General features: G+C 64.2%; 15 protein-coding genes. 11 read left to right on the forward strand and 4 right to left on the reverse strand.

Annotated elements, in window-relative coordinates; all coding sequences use genetic code 11:
• The first annotated feature begins 29 nt into the window (after positions 1 to 29).
• From ACOI6Z_RS10155 to ACOI6Z_RS10170, 4 genes are read left to right on the forward strand one after another with little or no spacing between them, the layout of a single operon-like run.
• Positions 30 to 1532, forward strand: coding sequence for a sugar ABC transporter ATP-binding protein (locus tag ACOI6Z_RS10155; RefSeq protein ID WP_072421914.1), 1503 nt, complete (start codon positions 30 to 32; stop codon positions 1530 to 1532).
• Positions 1529 to 2518 (forward strand): ABC transporter permease, encoded by a 990-nt coding sequence (locus tag ACOI6Z_RS10160; RefSeq protein WP_049015308.1) that lies wholly within the window; start codon positions 1529 to 1531, stop codon positions 2516 to 2518. Before ACOI6Z_RS10155 ends, ACOI6Z_RS10160 begins: the two co-directional genes overlap by 4 nt.
• A complete protein-coding gene (locus ACOI6Z_RS10165; protein WP_065812451.1) occupies positions 2515 to 3519 on the forward strand; it encodes an ABC transporter permease in 1005 nt (334 codons plus the stop codon). Before ACOI6Z_RS10160 ends, ACOI6Z_RS10165 begins: the two co-directional genes overlap by 4 nt.
• Before the next feature lie 11 nt (positions 3520 to 3530).
• On the forward strand, positions 3531 to 4472 hold the full coding sequence (locus ACOI6Z_RS10170) for a carbohydrate kinase family protein (RefSeq protein WP_065804700.1): 942 nt from the start codon (positions 3531 to 3533) through the stop codon (positions 4470 to 4472).
• A 41-nt stretch (positions 4473 to 4513) separates the two neighbouring features.
• Here ACOI6Z_RS10170 and ACOI6Z_RS10175 read toward each other — a convergent pair whose 3' ends face one another.
• The 3 genes from ACOI6Z_RS10175 to ACOI6Z_RS10185 are packed head-to-tail and all read right to left on the reverse strand — an operon-like array spanning position 4514 to position 7656.
• Positions 4514 to 5542 carry a 2-hydroxyacid dehydrogenase gene (locus tag ACOI6Z_RS10175; protein WP_023288808.1) on the reverse strand — a complete coding sequence of 343 codons (1029 nt, stop codon included), beginning with the start codon at positions 5540 to 5542 and terminating at the stop codon, positions 4514 to 4516.
• Positions 5539 to 7035, reverse strand: a complete 1497-nt coding sequence (locus ACOI6Z_RS10180; protein ID WP_065812449.1) for an FGGY-family carbohydrate kinase — start codon at positions 7033 to 7035, stop codon at positions 5539 to 5541. Before ACOI6Z_RS10180 ends, ACOI6Z_RS10175 begins: the two co-directional genes overlap by 4 nt.
• Positions 7036 to 7047: 12 nt before the next feature.
• On the reverse strand, positions 7048 to 7656 hold the full coding sequence (locus ACOI6Z_RS10185; RefSeq protein ID WP_008805607.1) for a methylthioribulose 1-phosphate dehydratase: 609 nt from the start codon (positions 7654 to 7656) through the stop codon (positions 7048 to 7050).
• 452 nt (positions 7657 to 8108) lie between these two features.
• Between ACOI6Z_RS10185 and codB the strand changes: the two genes are divergently transcribed.
• The 7 genes from codB to ACOI6Z_RS10220 all read left to right on the forward strand — a co-directional run bounded on the left by codB (position 8109) and on the right by ACOI6Z_RS10220 (position 16635).
• Positions 8109 to 9371, forward strand: coding sequence for a cytosine permease (codB, locus tag ACOI6Z_RS10190; protein WP_044521587.1), 1263 nt, complete (start codon positions 8109 to 8111; stop codon positions 9369 to 9371).
• Positions 9368 to 10603, forward strand: coding sequence for a PucR family transcriptional regulator (locus tag ACOI6Z_RS10195; RefSeq protein ID WP_023288805.1), 1236 nt, complete (start codon positions 9368 to 9370; stop codon positions 10601 to 10603). The genes codB and ACOI6Z_RS10195 overlap by 4 nt, the downstream gene beginning before the upstream one ends.
• Positions 10600 to 11838, forward strand: coding sequence for a cytosine deaminase (gene codA, locus ACOI6Z_RS10200; protein WP_064158176.1), 1239 nt, complete (start codon positions 10600 to 10602; stop codon positions 11836 to 11838). Before ACOI6Z_RS10195 ends, codA begins: the two co-directional genes overlap by 4 nt.
• 145 nt (positions 11839 to 11983) lie before the next feature.
• Complete coding sequence (locus tag ACOI6Z_RS10205; RefSeq protein ID WP_420687357.1) at positions 11984 to 12940, forward strand: LacI family DNA-binding transcriptional regulator; 957 nt, start codon at positions 11984 to 11986, stop codon at positions 12938 to 12940.
• Positions 12941 to 13061: 121 nt separating this feature from the next.
• A complete protein-coding gene (locus ACOI6Z_RS10210) occupies positions 13062 to 13871 on the forward strand; it encodes an inositol monophosphatase family protein (protein ID WP_023288802.1) in 810 nt (269 codons plus the stop codon).
• Positions 13872 to 13981: 110 nt separating this feature from the next.
• Positions 13982 to 15340 (forward strand): MFS transporter, encoded by a 1359-nt coding sequence (locus tag ACOI6Z_RS10215; RefSeq protein WP_065812448.1) that lies wholly within the window; start codon positions 13982 to 13984, stop codon positions 15338 to 15340.
• A gap of 26 nt (positions 15341 to 15366) precedes the next feature.
• Positions 15367 to 16635, forward strand: coding sequence for a histidine phosphatase family protein (locus ACOI6Z_RS10220; protein ID WP_044521580.1), 1269 nt, complete (start codon positions 15367 to 15369; stop codon positions 16633 to 16635).
• A 58-nt stretch (positions 16636 to 16693) separates the two neighbouring features.
• Here the strand turns inward: ACOI6Z_RS10220 and mtnA are convergent, their stop codons facing one another.
• Positions 16694 to 17722, reverse strand: coding sequence for an S-methyl-5-thioribose-1-phosphate isomerase (gene mtnA / locus ACOI6Z_RS10225; RefSeq protein WP_065812447.1), 1029 nt, complete (start codon positions 17720 to 17722; stop codon positions 16694 to 16696).
• Positions 17723 to 17786: the final 64 nt, after the last annotated feature.

Here is a 17786-nt window from a genome sequence, read left to right on the forward strand (position 1 = left end):
GCGGGGAGCGCCCCGCCGCGGGTCTGGTCATGGACCAGATCGGCAAACGTTTTGCCAGCGTAACGGCGCTTAATGCGGTTACCCTGCGCCTCAATCCGGGGGAAATTCATGGCCTGATTGGCGAGAACGGCGCCGGTAAATCGACGCTGATCAAAATCCTCGCCGGCGTCTATCAGGCCGACAGCGGCAGCGCGACCCTCGACGGCCGTCCGCTGCCCCTCGGCAACCCGGCAGCCATCGAAGCCGCCGGCATCCGCGTGATCCACCAGGAGCTCAACCTGATCCCGCACTTTACCGTCGCGGAATCGGTGTTTCTGGGTCAGGAGTATCGCACCCGCTGGGGGGCGCTGGATCGCCGACGGATGAGGGCCGTCACGGCGCAATTTTTCCAGCAAAACTGGCAGCTGGCGATCGACCCCGAACGCCTGGTGCGGGATCTGAGCCTGGCCGAGCGCAAGCTGGTGCAAATCGCCCGCGCGCTGATCGACGGCGCGGCGCGGCTGGTGGTGTTCGACGAGCCCACCGCCCCCCTCGAGGCCCAGGAGGCCAGTCTGGTCTCCTCCGCCATTCTGCGCCTGCGCGACCAGGGCATTGCCATTCTGTATATTTCCCACTACCTCAATGAGATAGCCACCCTCTGCGACCGCGGCACCGTGCTGCGCAACGGGGAAGTGGTCGGCTACCCGGACCGCGACCTGCTGCAGAATACCGAGGCGCTGATCGCCATGATGGTCGGCCGGGAAATCGACCAGCTGTATACCCCGCGCCAGCGCCCGGCGGCAGACAACGGGGCGGCTCCATTACTCTCGGTGCGCCAGCTGAGCGACGGACGGCAGCTACAGGACCTCTCTTTTGATATTCACCCGGGGGAGATCGTCGGCGTCGCCGGCCTGCTCGGCGCCGGGCGCGATGTGCTGGTTGACTTACTCTACGGCTTACGCCCGGCGGAGCGCGGTACGATCCACCTCGACGGCCAGCCGCGACGTATCCGTACGCCAAAGCAGGCGATCCGCGCCGGAATGGCGCTGGTCCCGCGTGACCGCCGTCATCAGGGGCTGATCCTGCCTTTCACCACCGCTGACAACATTAATCTCGCCTCGCTGCCGGAGACCGCCACCTTTGGCTGGGAGCGGCGGGGGCTTGCCGAGCAGAAAGCGCGCGACTGGATAGCGCAGCTGGCGATCCGCCCGGGACGCCCGGCCCTGCCGGTACGCTACATGAGCGGCGGCAATCAGCAAAAAGCGATCCTCGCCCGCTGGCTCGGCACCGATGCCCGGCTGTTTATTCTCGATGAACCCACCCTTGGGGTTGATATCGGCGCCCGCCGCGATATTTACCAACGTACGCGCCAGCTGGCCGATCAAGGACGGGCGGTGCTGGTCTCCTCCAGCGACGCCACCGAATTACTCGGACTATGCGACCGGATCCTCGTCCTCTGGCGCGGCGCGCTGGCGGCCAATCTGCCCACCCGCGGGCTGACCCTCGACGCCCTGCTGGTGGCGATCAATGGCGGACAGGAGCCTTCACCATGAGTACCGCTATCCAGCGTCGCAGCCGTCCGGGCCTGGCGACGCTTATTGAAAAATTCCCCCTGATCCTGTTTCTGGCGCTGCTGGTGTGGCTGAGCGTGCAGTCGCCCTACTTCCTCAGCTGGCAAAATATCAGCCTGATGCTGGTCCAGAGCGTTCCGCTGGCGATCCTCTGTTTCGGCCTGGTCTGCGTCATCGCCGTTGGCGGAGATGACGTGGTCTCCGGCGGCATCGACCTCTCCCTGCCGGCGACCGCGGTGCTCGGCGTCGCGCTGCTCAGCCTTGGGCTGGCCGAATGGCACACGCCGTATCTCCTGCTGCTGGCGCTGCTGGCGGCGGTTTGCCTGCTCTGCGGGGCGATCAACGGCTTCCTGGTGCTGGCGGCCGGCCTGCCGCCGCTGCTGGCCACCCTCTCGACTTCGGTGGCGTTTACCGGCCTGACGGACCTGTTGACCGGCCAGCGGCGCATCGCGGTCAGCGATCCGCTGATGGTCGCCTTTCGCGATAACAGCGTGCTGGGCCTGCCCTGGCCGCTGGTCTATCTGCTGGGGGTGTTTATCCTGTTCCAGTTCCTGCTCCATCACTCCCGCTTCGGCCAGCATGTGCAGGCGGTGGGCGGCAATCGCGATATGGCGCAGATGAGCGGCCTGAACGTGCGCCGCTTAACCTTACTGGTCTGGCTGTTAGCGGGCATCGCCGCCGGGCTGGCTATTCTGCCGCTGCTCAGCCAGGGCTCCGGCAGCTCCAGCGGAACGGCCACGCCGCTGCTGCTGGAAACCGTGCTGGCGACCTTTATCGGCGCCGCCTTCTCGCGTCGTCGGGTGGTCACCATCTGGGGCGCGCTGCTGGGGGCGATTCTGGTTAACGCCCTCTCTAACGGGCTCGGCCTGCTGGGGGTCAATATCTTCTGGATGGGCGCCATTAAAGGCGGCCTGATCCTGGTGGTGCTGGCGGCATCGGCGGTCAGACACAAAGGAGGCGAGGCATGAGCCAAATCACCCTGAAAACCCCAGCGCCTGCGGAACAGACGGTCAGCAGCCCGCTGGCCTGGCTGTCGCGGGCCGGATTCGGCGTCATCACCCTGCTGGCCATTGCCCTGTTCGGCTGGGCGAATCCGGTATTTTTAACCGTGGATAACTGGACCAACCTGCTGCAGGGCAGCGCGATCCTGCTGATTGTGGCGATGGCGATGACCTTGATCGTCAGCGCGGGCGCGATTGACCTGTCGGTAGGCGTCGCGCTCGATTTTGGCGCCGCCTTCGCCCTCGTCGCCCTGAAAACCTGGCATCTGCCGTGGCAGGCGGCGGTGGGCTGCGCCCTGCTCGGCGGGGTGCTGATTGGCCTGCTCAATGCTTTTCTGATCCTCATCTGCCGGATCCGCCCCTTCCTTGCCACCCTTGGCACCTGGTTTATCGCCAGCAGCGCCGAACGCATCTATACCGATGGCGGCGGCGCGATAGCCTATCGGCGGATGGCCCCCGAGTATCACGACCTGGCGGTGGGTAACCTTGGCGGCATCCCCACGCCGGTCGCGATCGTGCTGGCGCTGTGGCTGGCGGCCTGGCTGGTCACCGAGCGTACCCTGTGGGGCAAATATATCCGCGCCATCGGTCAGAACAGCGAAGCGGCGCGCATCGCCGGGATCCGCGATCGCCTGACCATGCTCGGCGTGCTGGTGGCCGCCTCGGCCCTCTGCGCCGTCGGCGGGGTGATCCTCTCCGCCAACCTGCGGCAATTTACCCCGCTGGCCGGGCAGTCTTATCTGATGGACGCCATTGCGGCGGTGTTTATCGGCACCGCCTTTAACCGTCTGGGACGGGTCAGCATCGCCGGCACGCTGGGCGGCGTGCTGTTCCTCGCCATTATTGATAATGGTCTGAATCTGATGGGGCTCAATTATCTGGTGAAGGACGCGCTGGTCGGCGTGATTCTGGTGGTGGCCCTCGCCCTATCCTTCTGGCAGGCGCGCCTGCGCCAAACGCATCGCTAAACGGGAGAACGATGGCAACCTTTGACGCCGTGTTTGTCGGCCTGACTATTCTGGATATCGCCGGGCGCCCGGTGGTGGCGATCCCGCCGCGCGGCGGCGTCGCCTTTATTGAGCAAATTCGCCTCAACCCCGCCGGCACCGCCGCGGGGGCCAATATTAACGCCGCGAAGCTCGGGATCCGCACCGCAGCGGTGGCCTGCCTGGGCGAAGATGAAAAAGCCGACTTTATCCTCGCCAGCTATGCCCGGCTGGGCATCGACTGCTCGCTTATCCAGCGCACCGCGCTGAAGGAGACCTCGGCGACGATCCTGCCGATTCGCCCCAACGGCGAACGTCCGGCCCTGCACTGCCGGGGCGCGTCTGACGCCCTGTTCGTCAGTGAGGCGGAATTTGACGCCGTCCTTGACTGTCGCTTCCTGCATCACGGCGGGACCGGACTGCTGGCGGCAATGGACCAGGGACAGAGCGCGCGGCTGTTGCAGGCGGCCAAAGCGCGCGGGGTCACCACCAGCTTTGATCTTATCGCCCCGAATGAACACACTCTGGAACTGCTGCGGCCCCTGCTGCCGTCGGTGGATTATTTCATGCCTTCCCTGGAGGAAGCCGCCTTTCTCTCCGGGGAGACGCAGCCGGAGGCCATCGCCCGCTTTTTCTTTGCGCTGGGCGTGGGCACCTGCATTCTGAAAGACGGCGAGAACGGCTCCTGGCTTATCGGCCGCGATGGCGCGCTGGAGCATATTGCGCCGTGGCCGGTCGAGGCGGTGGATACCACAGGCTGCGGCGACAGCTACTGCGGCGGGTTTATAGCCGCGCTGGCGCGCGGACTCAGCGTGAAAGCAGCGTGCGACGTCGCCTCGGCGGTGGCCGCGCTGGTGGCGACCGGGATGGGATCGGATGCCGGGGTGGTGGACTGGGAACAGACCCGGGCTTTTATGGCGGCCCATCGCCCCTGACGCTGGACCCGCGCCGCCGCAGGCGCGGCGGCGCAAGCGGCTTAACGCCACTGGTACAGCAGCGGCTCTCCGGCGACATAGCGCTGAAGATCGGCGGCAATCATCGCCGTGTGTTTGGCGATACTCTCCCGGGTAGCCCCGGCGATATGCGGCGTAATAATCACGTTATCGAACTCGGTGACAAAAGGGTGATCGCGCCACAGCGGTTCGCGGTGATACACGTCCAGCGCCGCGCCGCCCAGCGGGCCGTGACGCAGGGCATCAATCAGCGCCGCTTCGTCGACCACCGCCGCGCGGGAGGTATTGATCAGCAGCGCGCCGGGCTTCATGCTGTTTAACAGCGCCGCATTCACCAGCCCGTCGCTGTGCGGTCCGCTGCTCAGATGCAGGCTGACGATATCCGCGTCGCGGAACAGCGCCTCGAGGGTCGTTTTCTGTAGCCCTGGCTCATTGATATCCTCTGCGGCGACGAACGGATCCACCACCCGCACCGCCATGCCGAACGCCCGGGCGATACGCGCCACCCGGCGGCCAATGTTGCCATAGCCCACCAGCCCCAACGTTTTATTGCGCAGTTCACTGCCCTTAAACACTTCATAGGGGCTTTCCGGGCTCACGTCCCAGACCACATCGCGCCGCAGGCCCTGCTGGGTGGCGGCGGCGGCATTATCAGCCTGCGTGAACTCCCCCCGCTTCAGCGCCGCATGGGATTGCGGAATGTGGCGCGCCAGGCTGAGCATCAGGCCAAGCGTCAGCTCCGCGGCGGCATCGGCATTGCGCCCCGGGGTGTAGAGCACCCGGATGCCGCGCGCCTGCGCGGCCTGGGTATCAATATTCACCGGATTGGCGCGGGTACAGGCGATCACCTGCAGGCGCGGACAGGCGGCCATCACCGCGTCCGTCACTTCATCATAGCTGGTCACCAGCACCTCGGCGTCGTGGGCCAGCTCAATCAGCTGGCCGGCGCTGAGTTTCGGTTTGCCCAGCGCCCATCCCTCTACCAGCAGTTCGCCCAGCTGGTGGAAGGCGCTAAGGTCGCCAGCATGCTCGGCGGTAAAAACGATTTTCATGGTTGTACTTCCTGAGAAAGACGTTGAAGAGCGGCCTGTCTGGCCTGCCATACCGGCAGCATCTGCTCGCGCAGCAGGCGATAAACGGGATACAGCGCCGCATAGCGGGCATGCGCCTGAGGGCGCGGCTGATAGCGGGTCTGCGCCAGCGGAGGCGTCTCGGCCAGCGCAGCGACGCTGCGGGCCGCCAGAATCGCCGCCCCGCGCGCGCTCAGTTCGTTAAAGGCGCTGGAGACCACCGTGCGCCCGGTACAGTCGGCGATAATCTGCAGCCAGGTGGCCGAGGCGGCGCCGCCGCCGGTCAGATACAGCTCGCCGCCCTGCGGATAACCCTGCAGCGCATCGACAATGGCGAAGGCCAGGCCTTCAAACACCGCGCGCTGCAGTTCGGCGCGGGTGGTGTGCGGGCTAATGCCGATAAAGCCGGCCCGCGCGTCGGGACTGTAAAACGGCGCGCGTTCGCCATTGAGGTAGGGCTGCCAGAAGACGCCGCCGCTGCCCGGCTCCACGTCCGCGATCGCCTGCTCCAGCCGACCCAGATCGGCGTCCAGCGAAATATGCTGCTGCAGCCAGTCAATGTTTGGCGTACCGGCCTGCATCGGAAACAGCGAGATCACCTGTCCGGCTTCGGTATGGGTGACAAAGCGCGTCGCCTCGTTCACCGTCTGCGGGCCGCGGCAGACGATCCCGGTGCAGCAGGTGGTGCCGAGGATCGTGTAGATGTCCCCTTCGTTGACCGCGCCGCAGCCCAGCGCGGCGCTGCAGACATCCAGCGCCCCGGCGGCCACCGGCGTCGCGGCGGGCAGCCCGGTCAGCGCCGCCACCGCGTCGCTCAGCGTGCCGGCCGGAGCATCCGGGGCCAGCAGCGGGGGAAACAGCGGCAGCAGTTCGTCCAGCCCCATCTCGTTCATCACCACCGAGGACCAGCTGCTGCTCTGCTGATTGAGTAACGAGCTGCTGGCGTCCGTCAGCTCCAGCGCCGCCACGCCGGTCAGGCGAAAGCGGATCCAGTCCTTGGCGAAAAACAGATAGCGCGCGGCCGCCAGCCGCTCCGGCTGATACTGTTTCAGCCAGTACAGCTGCAGGCTGGTATTGCAGGGCTGCAGGTGGGTGCCGGTATCGGCGAAATAGCGCCGGTCAAAGCCGGGCCGGCGCAGCAGGTCGCTCATCAGCGCGTGGCTGCGGGTATCGCTCCACAGGATCCCCGGGCCCACCGGTTCGCCCTGCTCATCGCTGAGCCAGACTCCCTCCCCTTGCCCGGCGAGGCCGATGGCCCGCAGCCGCCCCGCCTGCAGCGCCGGGTGGTGGGCAATCTGGCGCAGAATAGCCAGCACCGAATGCCACAGCTGGGTCATATCCTGTTCCGCGTAGCCATTGGCCGACAGGCGGGGGGAGGTGTTTTCCGCGGCGCTGGCGCGCGCGGTGAAATGCTGATCAAACAGCACCGCTTTCACCCGGGAGGTGCCGATATCGATACCAAGATAAAAATCCATACCTGCTCCGGCTCAGGGCTCGTAGCGGCGGCGCATCAGCTCGCACTCGAACAGGAACTCCAGCCCTTCCAGTTGTCGGCGGGCCTCCTGAATATCTTTCCCCCAGCAGGTCAGGCCATGTCCGCGCAGCAGAAAGCCGTAGCGCAGCGGGCGGGTTTGCGCATAATCGGCAATCCGCGCCGCCAGGGCGTCAATATCCTGATCGTTATCGAAGATGGCGACCGGAACGGTGTCGAGATGGCTGTGCTGCCCGCTGAGGGTTTTCTGCATCTCATACCCCTGCAGCGCCAGCGTGTCGCTTTTTTCGATGCGCGACAGCACGGTGGCGTTGACGGTATGCACATGCAGCACCACGTTGGCCTCCGGGAACAGGCGATAGACCAGCGTGTGCAGGCCGGTCTCGGCCGACGGTTTCCGTCCGGAAGGGGCCTGGTTGGTGGCGATCTCCACCTGCAGGAAATCCTCGGTCGTCAGGCTGCCTTTGTCGCGGCCCGACTCGCTTAGCCAGCACCAGGTGTCATCCTGACGCACCGACATATTGCCGCCGGTCGCCGGCGCCCAGCCTTTCGCGCCGATCCAATGACAGGTGGTAACCAGTTGCGCGAGTCTTTCTTGCCACATAGCAGTTCCTTAGGTTAGCGATGATTTATTTAGCCGTCTAAATGGCTATTTACCCGATACTAACACCGCTAACCGGAGGGAACAATATTTCAGGAAACACACATAAGACAAATGGTTATATCATAAATGCATATTAAATAACCTTTATTCACAGCAATTTAACCAACCGCGGTGAGTCCGCTACGATTCCCTCCTGTCTGGCGCCAAAACGCTGGCGGATTCTGCTGGCTGAAATTCTCCGCCTGCGCCGGGAATACCGTCGCCGCTCTCCTCTGCCCCCGACTGGTGCAAAACATGGCAGAATGCACACTAAAATGGCATTACTCCCCCTGCATCCTGCAATAACTGTGCATATTGCACACCGCGCGCTATTCCCCGTGCCCGGTTTTTCCTGGCACATCTCTTGCTACTTCCGGCTATCACCGCCCATCTAACCAGCCAGAGGTTCCAGGATGTCAAACAGCAATGATTTTCCCCTCGTCGAAGCGCCCGCCGCCGGACGTAAAGGCGTATTTTCCATCGCCATGGTGTTATTCAGCTTTACCTTTTTCACCGGCACGATGTTCGCCGGCGGTAAACTCGGCGTCTCCTTTTCCATCGTCAATCTGCTGTGGATAGCCTTCATCGGCAACGCCTTGCTGGCCCTGTATGCCGCATCGCTGGGCTGGATCGCCGCGCGCAGCGGCCTGAATACGGTGCTGATGGGCCGCTTCTGCTTCGGCGAGATCGGCAGCAAGCTGGCCGATTTTATCCTTGGCTTTGCCGAGCTGGGCTGGTACGCGTGGGGGACGGCCACGGTCGCTATCTCGCTGGTGAAGATCCTCGCCCTGCCCGAGGCGCTGACCCTGCCGCTGATGGTGCTGTTTGGCATTCTGTTCTGCGTCACCGCGCTGGTGGGCTACAAGGGGCTGGACGCGCTGTCGCGCCTGTCGGTGCCGCTGATGTTCGTGCTGCTGGTGGTCTCCATGTATCTGGCGCTGCGCCACGCCGGCGGCTGGCAGGCGATGACCCGCATTGCGCCAGGCGACGCCATGACCTGGTCGGCGGCCATCACCATGGTCTTTGGCACCTTCGCCAGCGGCGCCACCCAGGCGACAAACTGGACCCGGCTGGCCAACTCCAGCCGTACCGCCATTCTCGCCAGCATGGGCAGCTTCCTCGTCGGCAACGGGCTGATGATCGTCGCCGGCGCCTGGTGCGCTATCGTCTATCAACAGGCCGATATCGTCGAAGTGCTGATCCTGCAGGGGCTGTCGGTGGCCGCGGTGATCATGCTGTGTCTCAATCTACTGACTATCCAGGGCCCTACCATCTATAACGTCTCCGCCGCCGCCTGCCATCTGCTGCGCAGCGAACGTCGCCGCACGCTGACCCTCGCCGCCGCCGGGGTGGGCATTGTGCTGGCCATTGGCGGTATGTACGAAATGCTGATCCCGTTCCTCGTGCTGCTGGGCAGCATTATCCCGCCCATCGGCGGGGTGATCCTCGCCGACTACTGGTTCGCCCGCGGCGGGCGCTATCCCCTGCTGCAGAACGCCCGCCTGCCGCGTTTTAACTGGCTGGGACTCGGCGCCTACGCCGCCGGCGCGGTGGTGGCTTATCTGTCGCCGTGGATCGCGCCGCTGGTGGGGATCACCGTCTCCGCGCTGGTCTATATCGCCCTGACCCTGCTAAGCAAGCGTCAGCCTGCCGCCGTCGCGGAGCAGGAGCCATGAGCCTGACGGTCAGCGAACTGCTGGCCCTTGAGGGACTCTCCGCCCTGCGTCTGCGGGCGGGAAAGCAAGGGCTGCAGCGGGCGGTACGCTGGTACTACGTGGCGGAAAATGAGCATATCGCCGAGTGGATCATGGGCGGCGAGCTGGTCTTTATCACTGGCATCAACCATCCCCGGGATGAAGCCAACCTGATCCAGCTGCTGATGGAGGGCAAACAGCGCGGCATCGCCGGGATGGTGATCCTCACCGGCGAGGCCTATATCCACGCCATTCCCGCCACGCTGATCGCCCTTGCCGACGAGCTGGGCATTCCGCTGATCGAGCAGCCCTACCTGCTGAAGATGGTGATTGTCACCGAGCGGGTCGGCACCGCGCTGGTCCGCAGCGAAAGCGCCCTGCAGTCGCAGCGCGACATCCTGATGCAGCTGGTCACCGGCGACTATCCGGACCTGCAGATGCTCCACCAGCGCGCCCTCCACCAGCAGCTCGATTTTACCCGCCCGCTGCGGCTGGCGGCGCTGCGCCTGGAGGGACTGTCCCGCCTGTTTCGCCAGTTTCCGCCCGAACAGGCCGAAGCCTGGCTGCAGCAGGCCCACCGCAGCGTGCGCCAGCAGCTGCAGCTGCAGCTCAACCAGCAGGGCAACCCCTTCCCGCTGCTGGAGCGCAGCAATATGTTCCTTTTCCTGCTGCCGGATGAGGAGGGGGAAGGCTTTCAGCAGAAAAAGTGGCTACAGCAGTGGCTGCAGACGCTGGCGGAGGGAGAAGAGAGTTTGTCGCTGCTCTGCGGCCTTTCCGCGCCGGTCAGGCAGCTGCAGGGCTACCCGCGGGCGCTGTCGCAGGCGCGACAGGCACTGGATCTTTGCGATACCCTGCGGCCGACCCAGCGGATCAGCGACTATCAGCAGCTGGGGTTTATCAAACTGCTGTCCGCGGTCAGCGACCCGGCGCTGCTCAACGATTTTATGCACGACACCCTGGGCTGCCTGATCGAGCCGGGCCGTAAAGCGCCGTGGCTGCTGCTGGAGACCCTCGAGACGCTGCAGCAGGAGAACGGCAACGTGGTGCGGGCCGCCGACCGGCTGGGTCTCCATCGCAACACCTTGCATCAGCGCATCCAGCGTATTGAAAAACTGACCGGCTACCCGGTCAGCCACCCTCAGTTTCATCTCAACGCCTCGGTCGCGCTGGTGATCTGGCGTTTATCGCAAAACCATTTACAGGACCAACCATGAAAATTGTTAACGCCCGCCTGCGCCGCCAGGAGGCGCTGTTTACCCTTGAGCTGCAGGACGGCCTGATTCAGCGCATGACCGCCCAAACCGCGATGCAGACCGCCGACGCAGGCGATATCGACGCCCGGGGCCGGCTGGCGATCCCCCCCTTCGTCGAGCCGCATATTCATCTTGACGCCACCCTCACCGCGGGCGAGCCGGAGTGGAACCGCAGCGGCACCCTGTTTGAAGGCATCACCCGCTGGAGCCAGCGCAAAGCGAGCATCACCCCGGAGGACACCCGCCAGCGGGCGCTGAAAACCATCGGCATGCTGCGCGATTTCGGCGTCCAGCACGTCCGGACCCATGTGGATGTCACCGACCCGTCGCTGTCGGCCCTGCAGGCGCTGCTGGCGGTGAAAAAAGAGGCCGCCGATCTCATCGATCTGCAGATTGTCGCCTTTCCGCAGGAGGGGATTGAATCCTACCCCGACGGTCGGGGGCTGATGACGCGCGCCATCGAGATGGGCGCCGACGTGGTGGGCGGTATTCCGCACTATGAAAACACCCGCGACAAAGGGGTCAGTTCGGTGATGTTTTTGATGGACCTCGCCCAGCGCTATGGCCGCCTGGTGGATGTCCACTGCGATGAAATCGACGATCCGCAGTCGCGTTTCCTCGAAGTGCTGGCGGAAGAGGCCCGGGTGCGCGGTATGGGGGCGCAGGTCACCGCCAGCCACACCTGCGCGATGGGCTCTTATGACAACGCCTACTGTTCGAAGCTGTTTCGCCTGCTGAAAGCCTCGGGGATCAACTTTATCTCCTGCCCGACCGAAAGCATTCATCTGCAGGGCCGGTTTGACAGCTGGCCGAAACGGCGCGGCGTCACCCGGGTGGCGGAGCTGGATCGCGCCGGCATCAACGTCTGCTTTGCTCAGGACTCGATTCAGGATCCGTGGTATCCGCTGGGGAACGGCAATATCCTGCGCATTCTGGATGCCGGACTGCACATCTGCCATATGCTCGGCTATGACGATCTGCAGCGCTGCCTCGACTTCGTCACCGACAACAGCGCCCGGGCGCTCTGTCTGGGCGATAACTACGGCCTCGCCGAAGGCCGCCCGGCTAACCTGCTGATCCTCGATGCGGAAAACGACTACGAGGCCGTCCGCCGCCAGGCGCGGGTGCTAACCTCCATTCGCCACGGTAAGGTGATTTTACAGCGTGAGGTGGAGCACATCCGCTACCCGGCATAAGGCGCAAGGCGCTGCGCGTCGGCGCCTTTCTGTGATACCTTTTCAGGCAGTGTGCGTGACCGACGCCCGCCCGGGCGTCGGCTTCCTGGAAAACAGACGGCGCGAAACGACGATGAGCGATAAAAAATGGATTAAGGCCGAGGATGTGGCCAGACTGGCCGGCGTCTCGCGCTCGGCGGTCTCCCGGACCTTCACCCCCGGCGCCTCGGTGTCGGAGAAGACCCGGCAGAAGGTGCTGAGCGCCGCGGAAGCTCTGGGCTATCAGGTGAATATCATCGCCCGGACGATGATCACCGGCAGCAGTAATTTTATCGGCATCGTCACCGCCGGTTTCGACAACCCGTTTCGCAGCAAACTGCTGGCGCCGCTGGTCCATCAGCTGGCGCTCAACGGCTTTATGCCGCTGCTGATGAACGCTGACGATCCGCAGCAGCTCGCCCCTTCGCTTAAACAGCTGCTGAGCTACCACGTCGCCGGCGTGATCATCACCTCCGGCGCGCCGCCGCTGTCGCTGGCGGAAGAGTACCTGGCGCGCAAGATCCCCGTCACCCTGATCAACCGTCATGCGGACCTCGCCGGCTGCGACCGGGTGTGCAGCGATAACGCCCAGGGGGCGAAGCTGGTGGCGGGCTTGTTCAGTCGTCGAGGCTGGCGGCAGGTTGGCTTTATTGGCGAAAATCGCGAGAACTTCAGCACCCGCCAGCGTTATGACGCTTTCATCGCTCAGACGTCGGGCATGACGGTAACCAGCCGCTTGTGCGACGGCGGCGGTTATCAGGCCGGCCACCAGGCCGCCAGAGAATTAGTTGCTGAAAACCCCGGGGTGCAGGCCCTGTTCTGCGCCACCGATATGCTGGCGCTGGGCGCCCTGGACGGCCTGCGGGACGCCCCCGCCGCCGCCCCGCTACCGGCCATCGTCGGCTTTGACGATATCCCGCAGGCGGACTGGCGCCCCTATCAGCTCACCACCGTTCAACAGAATACCGCCCTGCTGGCCCACCACGCGGTGGATCTGTTGATGACGCGGATCGCCCGCTTCAGCCTGCCCTCGCGCCATCGCGAAGTGCCGGTGAAACTGATTATTCGTCAAAGTGCGAAATGAAAAAATCATTTTATGCTGGTTCGATCACAGAATCTTCTGTGAAACCCGGCCACACTCATTCGGCCCTTCGGGGCTGTTTTTTTCACGCAAAATGCACACGTGTGCAAAATAGGGAGTCACTATGCAATCTCAGGAATCAGAAGCGCTACAGGCCCGCTACCGCCTGGCCTGCGAGCTGGCGAAAGCGGGGGCTGAGCTGGCGTTTGAATACTATCAACAACGCGAAGCGCTGACCGTCGACCATAAGGGCGACGATCTGCAGGATGTGGTCAGCGTGGCCGATAAGCGGGTGGAGGCCTTTGTGAAACAGCGCATTCAGAGCGCGTTTCCGGAGGATGGCTTTCTCGGCGAAGAGAGCGGCGCCCGCCTGTCCGACGCGCGGGTGCTGTGGGTGGTCGACCCCATCGATGGCACCAGCTGTTTCCTCAACGGCTTGCACACCTGGTGCCTGTCGCTGGCGATCGTCGCCGACGGCGAACCGGTCATCGGCGTGGTCTATGACCCCAACCATCGCGAGCTGTTTCACGCCCTGCGGGGCCATGGCGCCTGGCTCAACGACGCCCCGATCCGTCCGCACCCCGCGACGACGGTCAGGGAGGGGGTGATGGGCGTCGGCACCTCGCATCGCGTCACCCCGGCGGACTTTCTGCCGTTTCTGCAGGCGCTGCTCAGCGACGGCGGCATGTTTATCCGCAACGGCTCCGGCGCGCTGATGAGCGCCTGGGCGGCGGCAGGCCGGTTGATTGGCTACTACGAGCCGCACATGAACCCGTGGGACGCCCTGCCGGGGCTGGTGCTGATGCGCGAAGCGGGCGGCGCCAGCAACGATTTTCTGGCGCAGGAGGGGATCCAGCGCGGCAACCCGCTACTGCTGGCCAGCCAGACGCTCTACCCGCAGCTGAAAAAGATGATCCTACAACCATTACATTAACCCTTACGGGTCAGGCTATTTCTGATTATGTACTCTACACAGTAACGATAACTTCATTCACGGACGAACCACATCAATCAGTCAGGCCTCCGACCTGCGGAGAACCACCTATGTCTGGAATTATCGCTTTTTTCCGGGCGTCGCCGCCGAAAGCGGGCGCCGCGTTTGATGAACACCGTTTTCGCCGGGTGCGCTGGCAAACCTTTATCGCCATGACCCTGGCCTACGTCACCTTTTACGTCTGCCGGTTATCGTTCACCGTCGCCAAAAGCGCGCTGGTGGAGCTGGGGATCACCCCGACGGAGCTCGGCATGATCGGCTCCACCCTGTTCTTCAGCTACGCCATCGGCAAACTGGTCAACGGCTTTATCGCCGATCACGCCAACGTGGTGCGCTATATGAGCCTCGGTTTATTGCTCAGCGCCGGGATGAACCTGATGATGGGGATGACCACCAACGCCCTGCTGCTGGCCATCTTCTGGGGGATCAACGGCTGGGCGCAGTCGATGGGCGTCGGCCCCTGCGCGGTCTCGCTGGCGCGCTGGTACGGCGTTAAGGAGCGCGGCACCTTCTATGGCATCTGGTCGACGGCGCATAATATCGGCGAGGCCGTCACCTATATGGTGATCGCCGCGGTGATCGCCGGGTTTGGCTGGCAGATGGGCTACCTGTCCACCGCCGCGCTCGGCGCCGCCGGCGTGGTGCTGCTGGTGCTGTTCATGCACGATTCGCCGCAGAGCAGCGGCTTCCCGTCCATCAACGTCATCCGCGATGAACCGCAGGAGGAGACCGAAGCCCGCGGCTCGGTGTTTAAAAACCAGCTGCTGGCGCTGCGCAACCCGGCGCTGTGGACCCTCGCCCTCGCCTCCGCCTTTATGTACATCGACCGCTACGCCGTCAACTCCTGGGGGATCTTCTTTCTGGAGCAGGATAAAGCCTACTCCACGCTGGAGGCCTCTGGGATTATCGGCGTCAACGCCATCGCCGGCATCGCCGGGACCATCATCGCCGGCATGCTCTCCGACCGCTTTTTCCCGCGCAACCGCAGCGTGATGGCCGGGTTTATCAGCCTGCTGAACACCGCCGGCTTCGCCCTGATGCTCTGGTCGCCGCACAGTTATTACACTGATATTCTGGCGATGATTATCTTCGGAGCAACCATTGGCGCTCTGACCTGCTTCCTCGGCGGGCTGATCGCCGTCGATATCTCCTCGCGCAAAGCGGCGGGGGCCGCGCTCGGCACCATCGGCATCGCCAGCTACGCCGGCGCCGGCCTGGGCGAGTTTCTCACCGGGATCATTATTGATAAAACGGCTATCCTTGAGAACGGCAAAACGCTGTATGATTTCAGCACGTTGGCTCTGTTCTGGGTGGGTACCGGTCTGGGTTCCGCGCTACTCTGTTTTACCACTGCCGCCATCGTCGCCCGGCGCCATGCCGTCGAACGGCAGACCTCGTTCTCCTCATAACCGATTAACGAATTAAGGAAGAAGATATGATGCCTGCAAGACATCAGGGGCTGTTACGCCTGTTTATCGCCTGCGCGCTGCCGCTGCTGGCGCTGCAATCTGCCGCCGCCGCGGACTGGCAGCTGGAGAAAGTGGTGGAGCTTAGCCGCCACGGGATTCGTCCGCCGACGGCCGGCAACCGGGAAGCCATCGAGGCCGCCACCGGACGACCGTGGACCGAGTGGACCACCCATGACGGCGAGCTCACCGGTCATGGCTATGCCGCCGTGGTCAATAAAGGGCGTGAGGAAGGCCAGCACTATCGCCAGCTTGGCCTGCTGCAGGCGGGATGCCCGACGGCGGAGTCGATTTACGTGCGCGCCAGCCCGCTGCAGCGGACGCGGGCGACCGCCCAGGCGCTGGTGGATGGCGCCTTCCCCGGCTGCGGCGTCGCTATCCATTACGTCAGCGGGGACGCCGATCCGCTGTTTCAGACCGACAAATTCGCCGCCACGCAAACCGACCCCGCCCGCCAGCTGGCGGCGGTAAAAGAGAAGGCCGGGGATCTGGCGCAGCGTCGGCAGGCGCTGGAGCCGGCCATCCAGCTTTTGAAACAGGCGGTTTGTCAGGCCGATAAGCCCTGTCCGGTCTTCGACACCCCGTGGCAGGTCGAGCAGAGTAAAAGCGGGAAAACCACCATTAGCGGACTGAGCGTGATGGCCAATATGGTGGAGACGCTGCGTCTCGGCTGGAGTGAAAACCTGCCTCTCAGCCAGCTGGCGTGGGGCAAGATCGCCCAGGCCAGTCAGATCACCGCCCTGCTGCCGCTGTTAACGGAAAACTACGATCTGAGCAACGACGTGCTGTATACCGCGCAAAAACGCGGGTCGGTGCTGCTCAACGCCATGCTCGACGGCGTCAAACCAGAGGCCAATCCGAACGTACGCTGGCTGCTGTTGGTGGCCCATGACACCAATATCGCCATGGTGCGCACGCTGATGAACTTTAGCTGGCAGCTGCCGGGCTACAGCCGGGGAAATATCCCGCCGGGCAGTAGCCTGGTGCTGGAGCGCTGGCGCGACGCGAAGAGCGGGGAACGCTATCTGCGGGTCTATTTCCAGGCGCAAGGCCTCGACGACCTGCGTCGTCTGCAGACGCCGGACGCGCAGCACCCGATGCTGCGTCAGGAGTGGCGTCAGCCGGGCTGCCGTCAGACCGACGTCGGTACGCTGTGTCCCTTCCAGGCGGCTATCACTGCGCTGGGTCAGCGTATCGACCGGCCCTCCGCCCCGGCGGTAGCGATGGTCCTGCCGTAGCGGCCTGGCGATTGCCCGGGCCCGGGAAACCGTTTTTCCAGGCCCGGCACAGGGTCCGCTATCCGTGGTCCGCCGCAAACGCCCCGGCGGCAACTTGCGCCGGGGTGACCACCCCGCTGTCCAGCACCCAGCCGCTAATCAGCCCGGCAGGCGTGACGTCGAACGCCGGATTGTAAACGGCGGCCCCGGTCGGCGCCCACTGTACCGCGCCAAAGCTGCCCGCCACCCCGGTCACTTCCGCCGCGGCGCGCTGCTCAATGGGGATGGCCGCCCCGTTCGGGCAATGGCGATCGAGGGTCGTCTGCGGCGCAGCGACGTAGAACGGGATCTGGTGGTAATGGGCCAAAACCGCCAGCGAATAGGTGCCGATTTTATTCGCCACATCGCCGTTGGCGGCGATACGGTCGGCGCCGACCCACACCGCATCCACCTGCCCCTGCGCCATCAGGCTGGCGGCCATTGAATCGGTGATCAGCTGATAGGGCACGCCCAGCTCGCCCAGCTCCCACGCGGTTAAACGTCCGCCCTGCAGCAGCGGCCGGGTTTCATCGACCCACACGCTGGCCACCTTTCCCTGCCAGTGCGCCAGCGCGATAACGCCCAGGGCGGTCCCCACCCCGGCGGTCGCCAGGCCACCGGTGTTGCAGTGGGTCAGCAGACGGCTACCGGGCTTCACCAGCGCACTGCCCGCCTCAGCGATGCGATCGCACAGCTGTTTATCTTCTTCGACCAGACGCAGGGCTTCCGCTTCCAGCGCCTGCGGGTAATCCTCCCGGGCCAGCGCCTGCTTCATGCGATCCAGATTATTCATCAGGTTGACCGCCGTCGGCCGCGCCGCGCGCAGCGTCTCCAGCGCCTGCTGGAGTTCATCCCGGCTCAGGCCGCGCTGGGCCAGCAGGGCCAGCAGCAGGCTGGCGGACAGGCCAATCAACGGCGCGCCGCGCACCCGCAGGGCGTGAATATGGTCCACCAGCAGCGCAACGTTATCCGCCGCCAGCCAGCGTTTTTCCTGTGGCAAGGCCTGCTGGTCGAGAATAAAAAGCTGATTTTCACTCACCCGCAGGCTGGTGGTCTGTAATGTCTGCATGTCGTTAAATCCCTGTTGCGTTGTTGTATCACATTGTGTCAGGATGAAATCCAGAAGTATAGAC

It is taken from the genome of Klebsiella sp. C239, from assembly GCF_048822715.1.
Classification (GTDB): domain Bacteria; phylum Pseudomonadota; class Gammaproteobacteria; order Enterobacterales; family Enterobacteriaceae; genus Klebsiella; species Klebsiella quasipneumoniae.

What these genes read in the sequence shown, in the direction of transcription:
- codA (WP_064158176.1), top strand. Translation starts at nt 10,600, where the DNA reads ATGAAAATTGTTAACGCCCGCCTGCGCCGCCAGGAGGCGCTGTTTACC.
- ACOI6Z_RS10165 (WP_065812451.1), top strand. Translation starts at nt 2,515, where the DNA reads ATGAGCCAAATCACCCTGAAAACCCCAGCGCCTGCGGAACAGACGGTC.
- ACOI6Z_RS10195 (WP_023288805.1), top strand. Translation starts at nt 9,368, where the DNA reads ATGAGCCTGACGGTCAGCGAACTGCTGGCCCTTGAGGGACTCTCCGCC.
- ACOI6Z_RS10220 (WP_044521580.1), top strand. Translation starts at nt 15,367, where the DNA reads ATGATGCCTGCAAGACATCAGGGGCTGTTACGCCTGTTTATCGCCTGC.
- codB (WP_044521587.1), top strand. Translation starts at nt 8,109, where the DNA reads ATGTCAAACAGCAATGATTTTCCCCTCGTCGAAGCGCCCGCCGCCGGA.
- ACOI6Z_RS10185 (WP_008805607.1), bottom strand. Translation starts at nt 7,656, where the DNA reads ATGTGGCAAGAAAGACTCGCGCAACTGGTTACCACCTGTCATTGGATC.
- ACOI6Z_RS10170 (WP_065804700.1), top strand. Translation starts at nt 3,531, where the DNA reads ATGGCAACCTTTGACGCCGTGTTTGTCGGCCTGACTATTCTGGATATC.
- mtnA (WP_065812447.1), bottom strand. Translation starts at nt 17,722, where the DNA reads ATGCAGACATTACAGACCACCAGCCTGCGGGTGAGTGAAAATCAGCTT.
- ACOI6Z_RS10215 (WP_065812448.1), top strand. Translation starts at nt 13,982, where the DNA reads ATGTCTGGAATTATCGCTTTTTTCCGGGCGTCGCCGCCGAAAGCGGGC.
- ACOI6Z_RS10175 (WP_023288808.1), bottom strand. Translation starts at nt 5,542, where the DNA reads ATGAAAATCGTTTTTACCGCCGAGCATGCTGGCGACCTTAGCGCCTTC.
- ACOI6Z_RS10155 (WP_072421914.1), top strand. Translation starts at nt 30, where the DNA reads ATGGACCAGATCGGCAAACGTTTTGCCAGCGTAACGGCGCTTAATGCG.
- ACOI6Z_RS10180 (WP_065812449.1), bottom strand. Translation starts at nt 7,035, where the DNA reads ATGGATTTTTATCTTGGTATCGATATCGGCACCTCCCGGGTGAAAGCG.
- ACOI6Z_RS10160 (WP_049015308.1), top strand. Translation starts at nt 1,529, where the DNA reads ATGAGTACCGCTATCCAGCGTCGCAGCCGTCCGGGCCTGGCGACGCTT.
- ACOI6Z_RS10210 (WP_023288802.1), top strand. Translation starts at nt 13,062, where the DNA reads ATGCAATCTCAGGAATCAGAAGCGCTACAGGCCCGCTACCGCCTGGCC.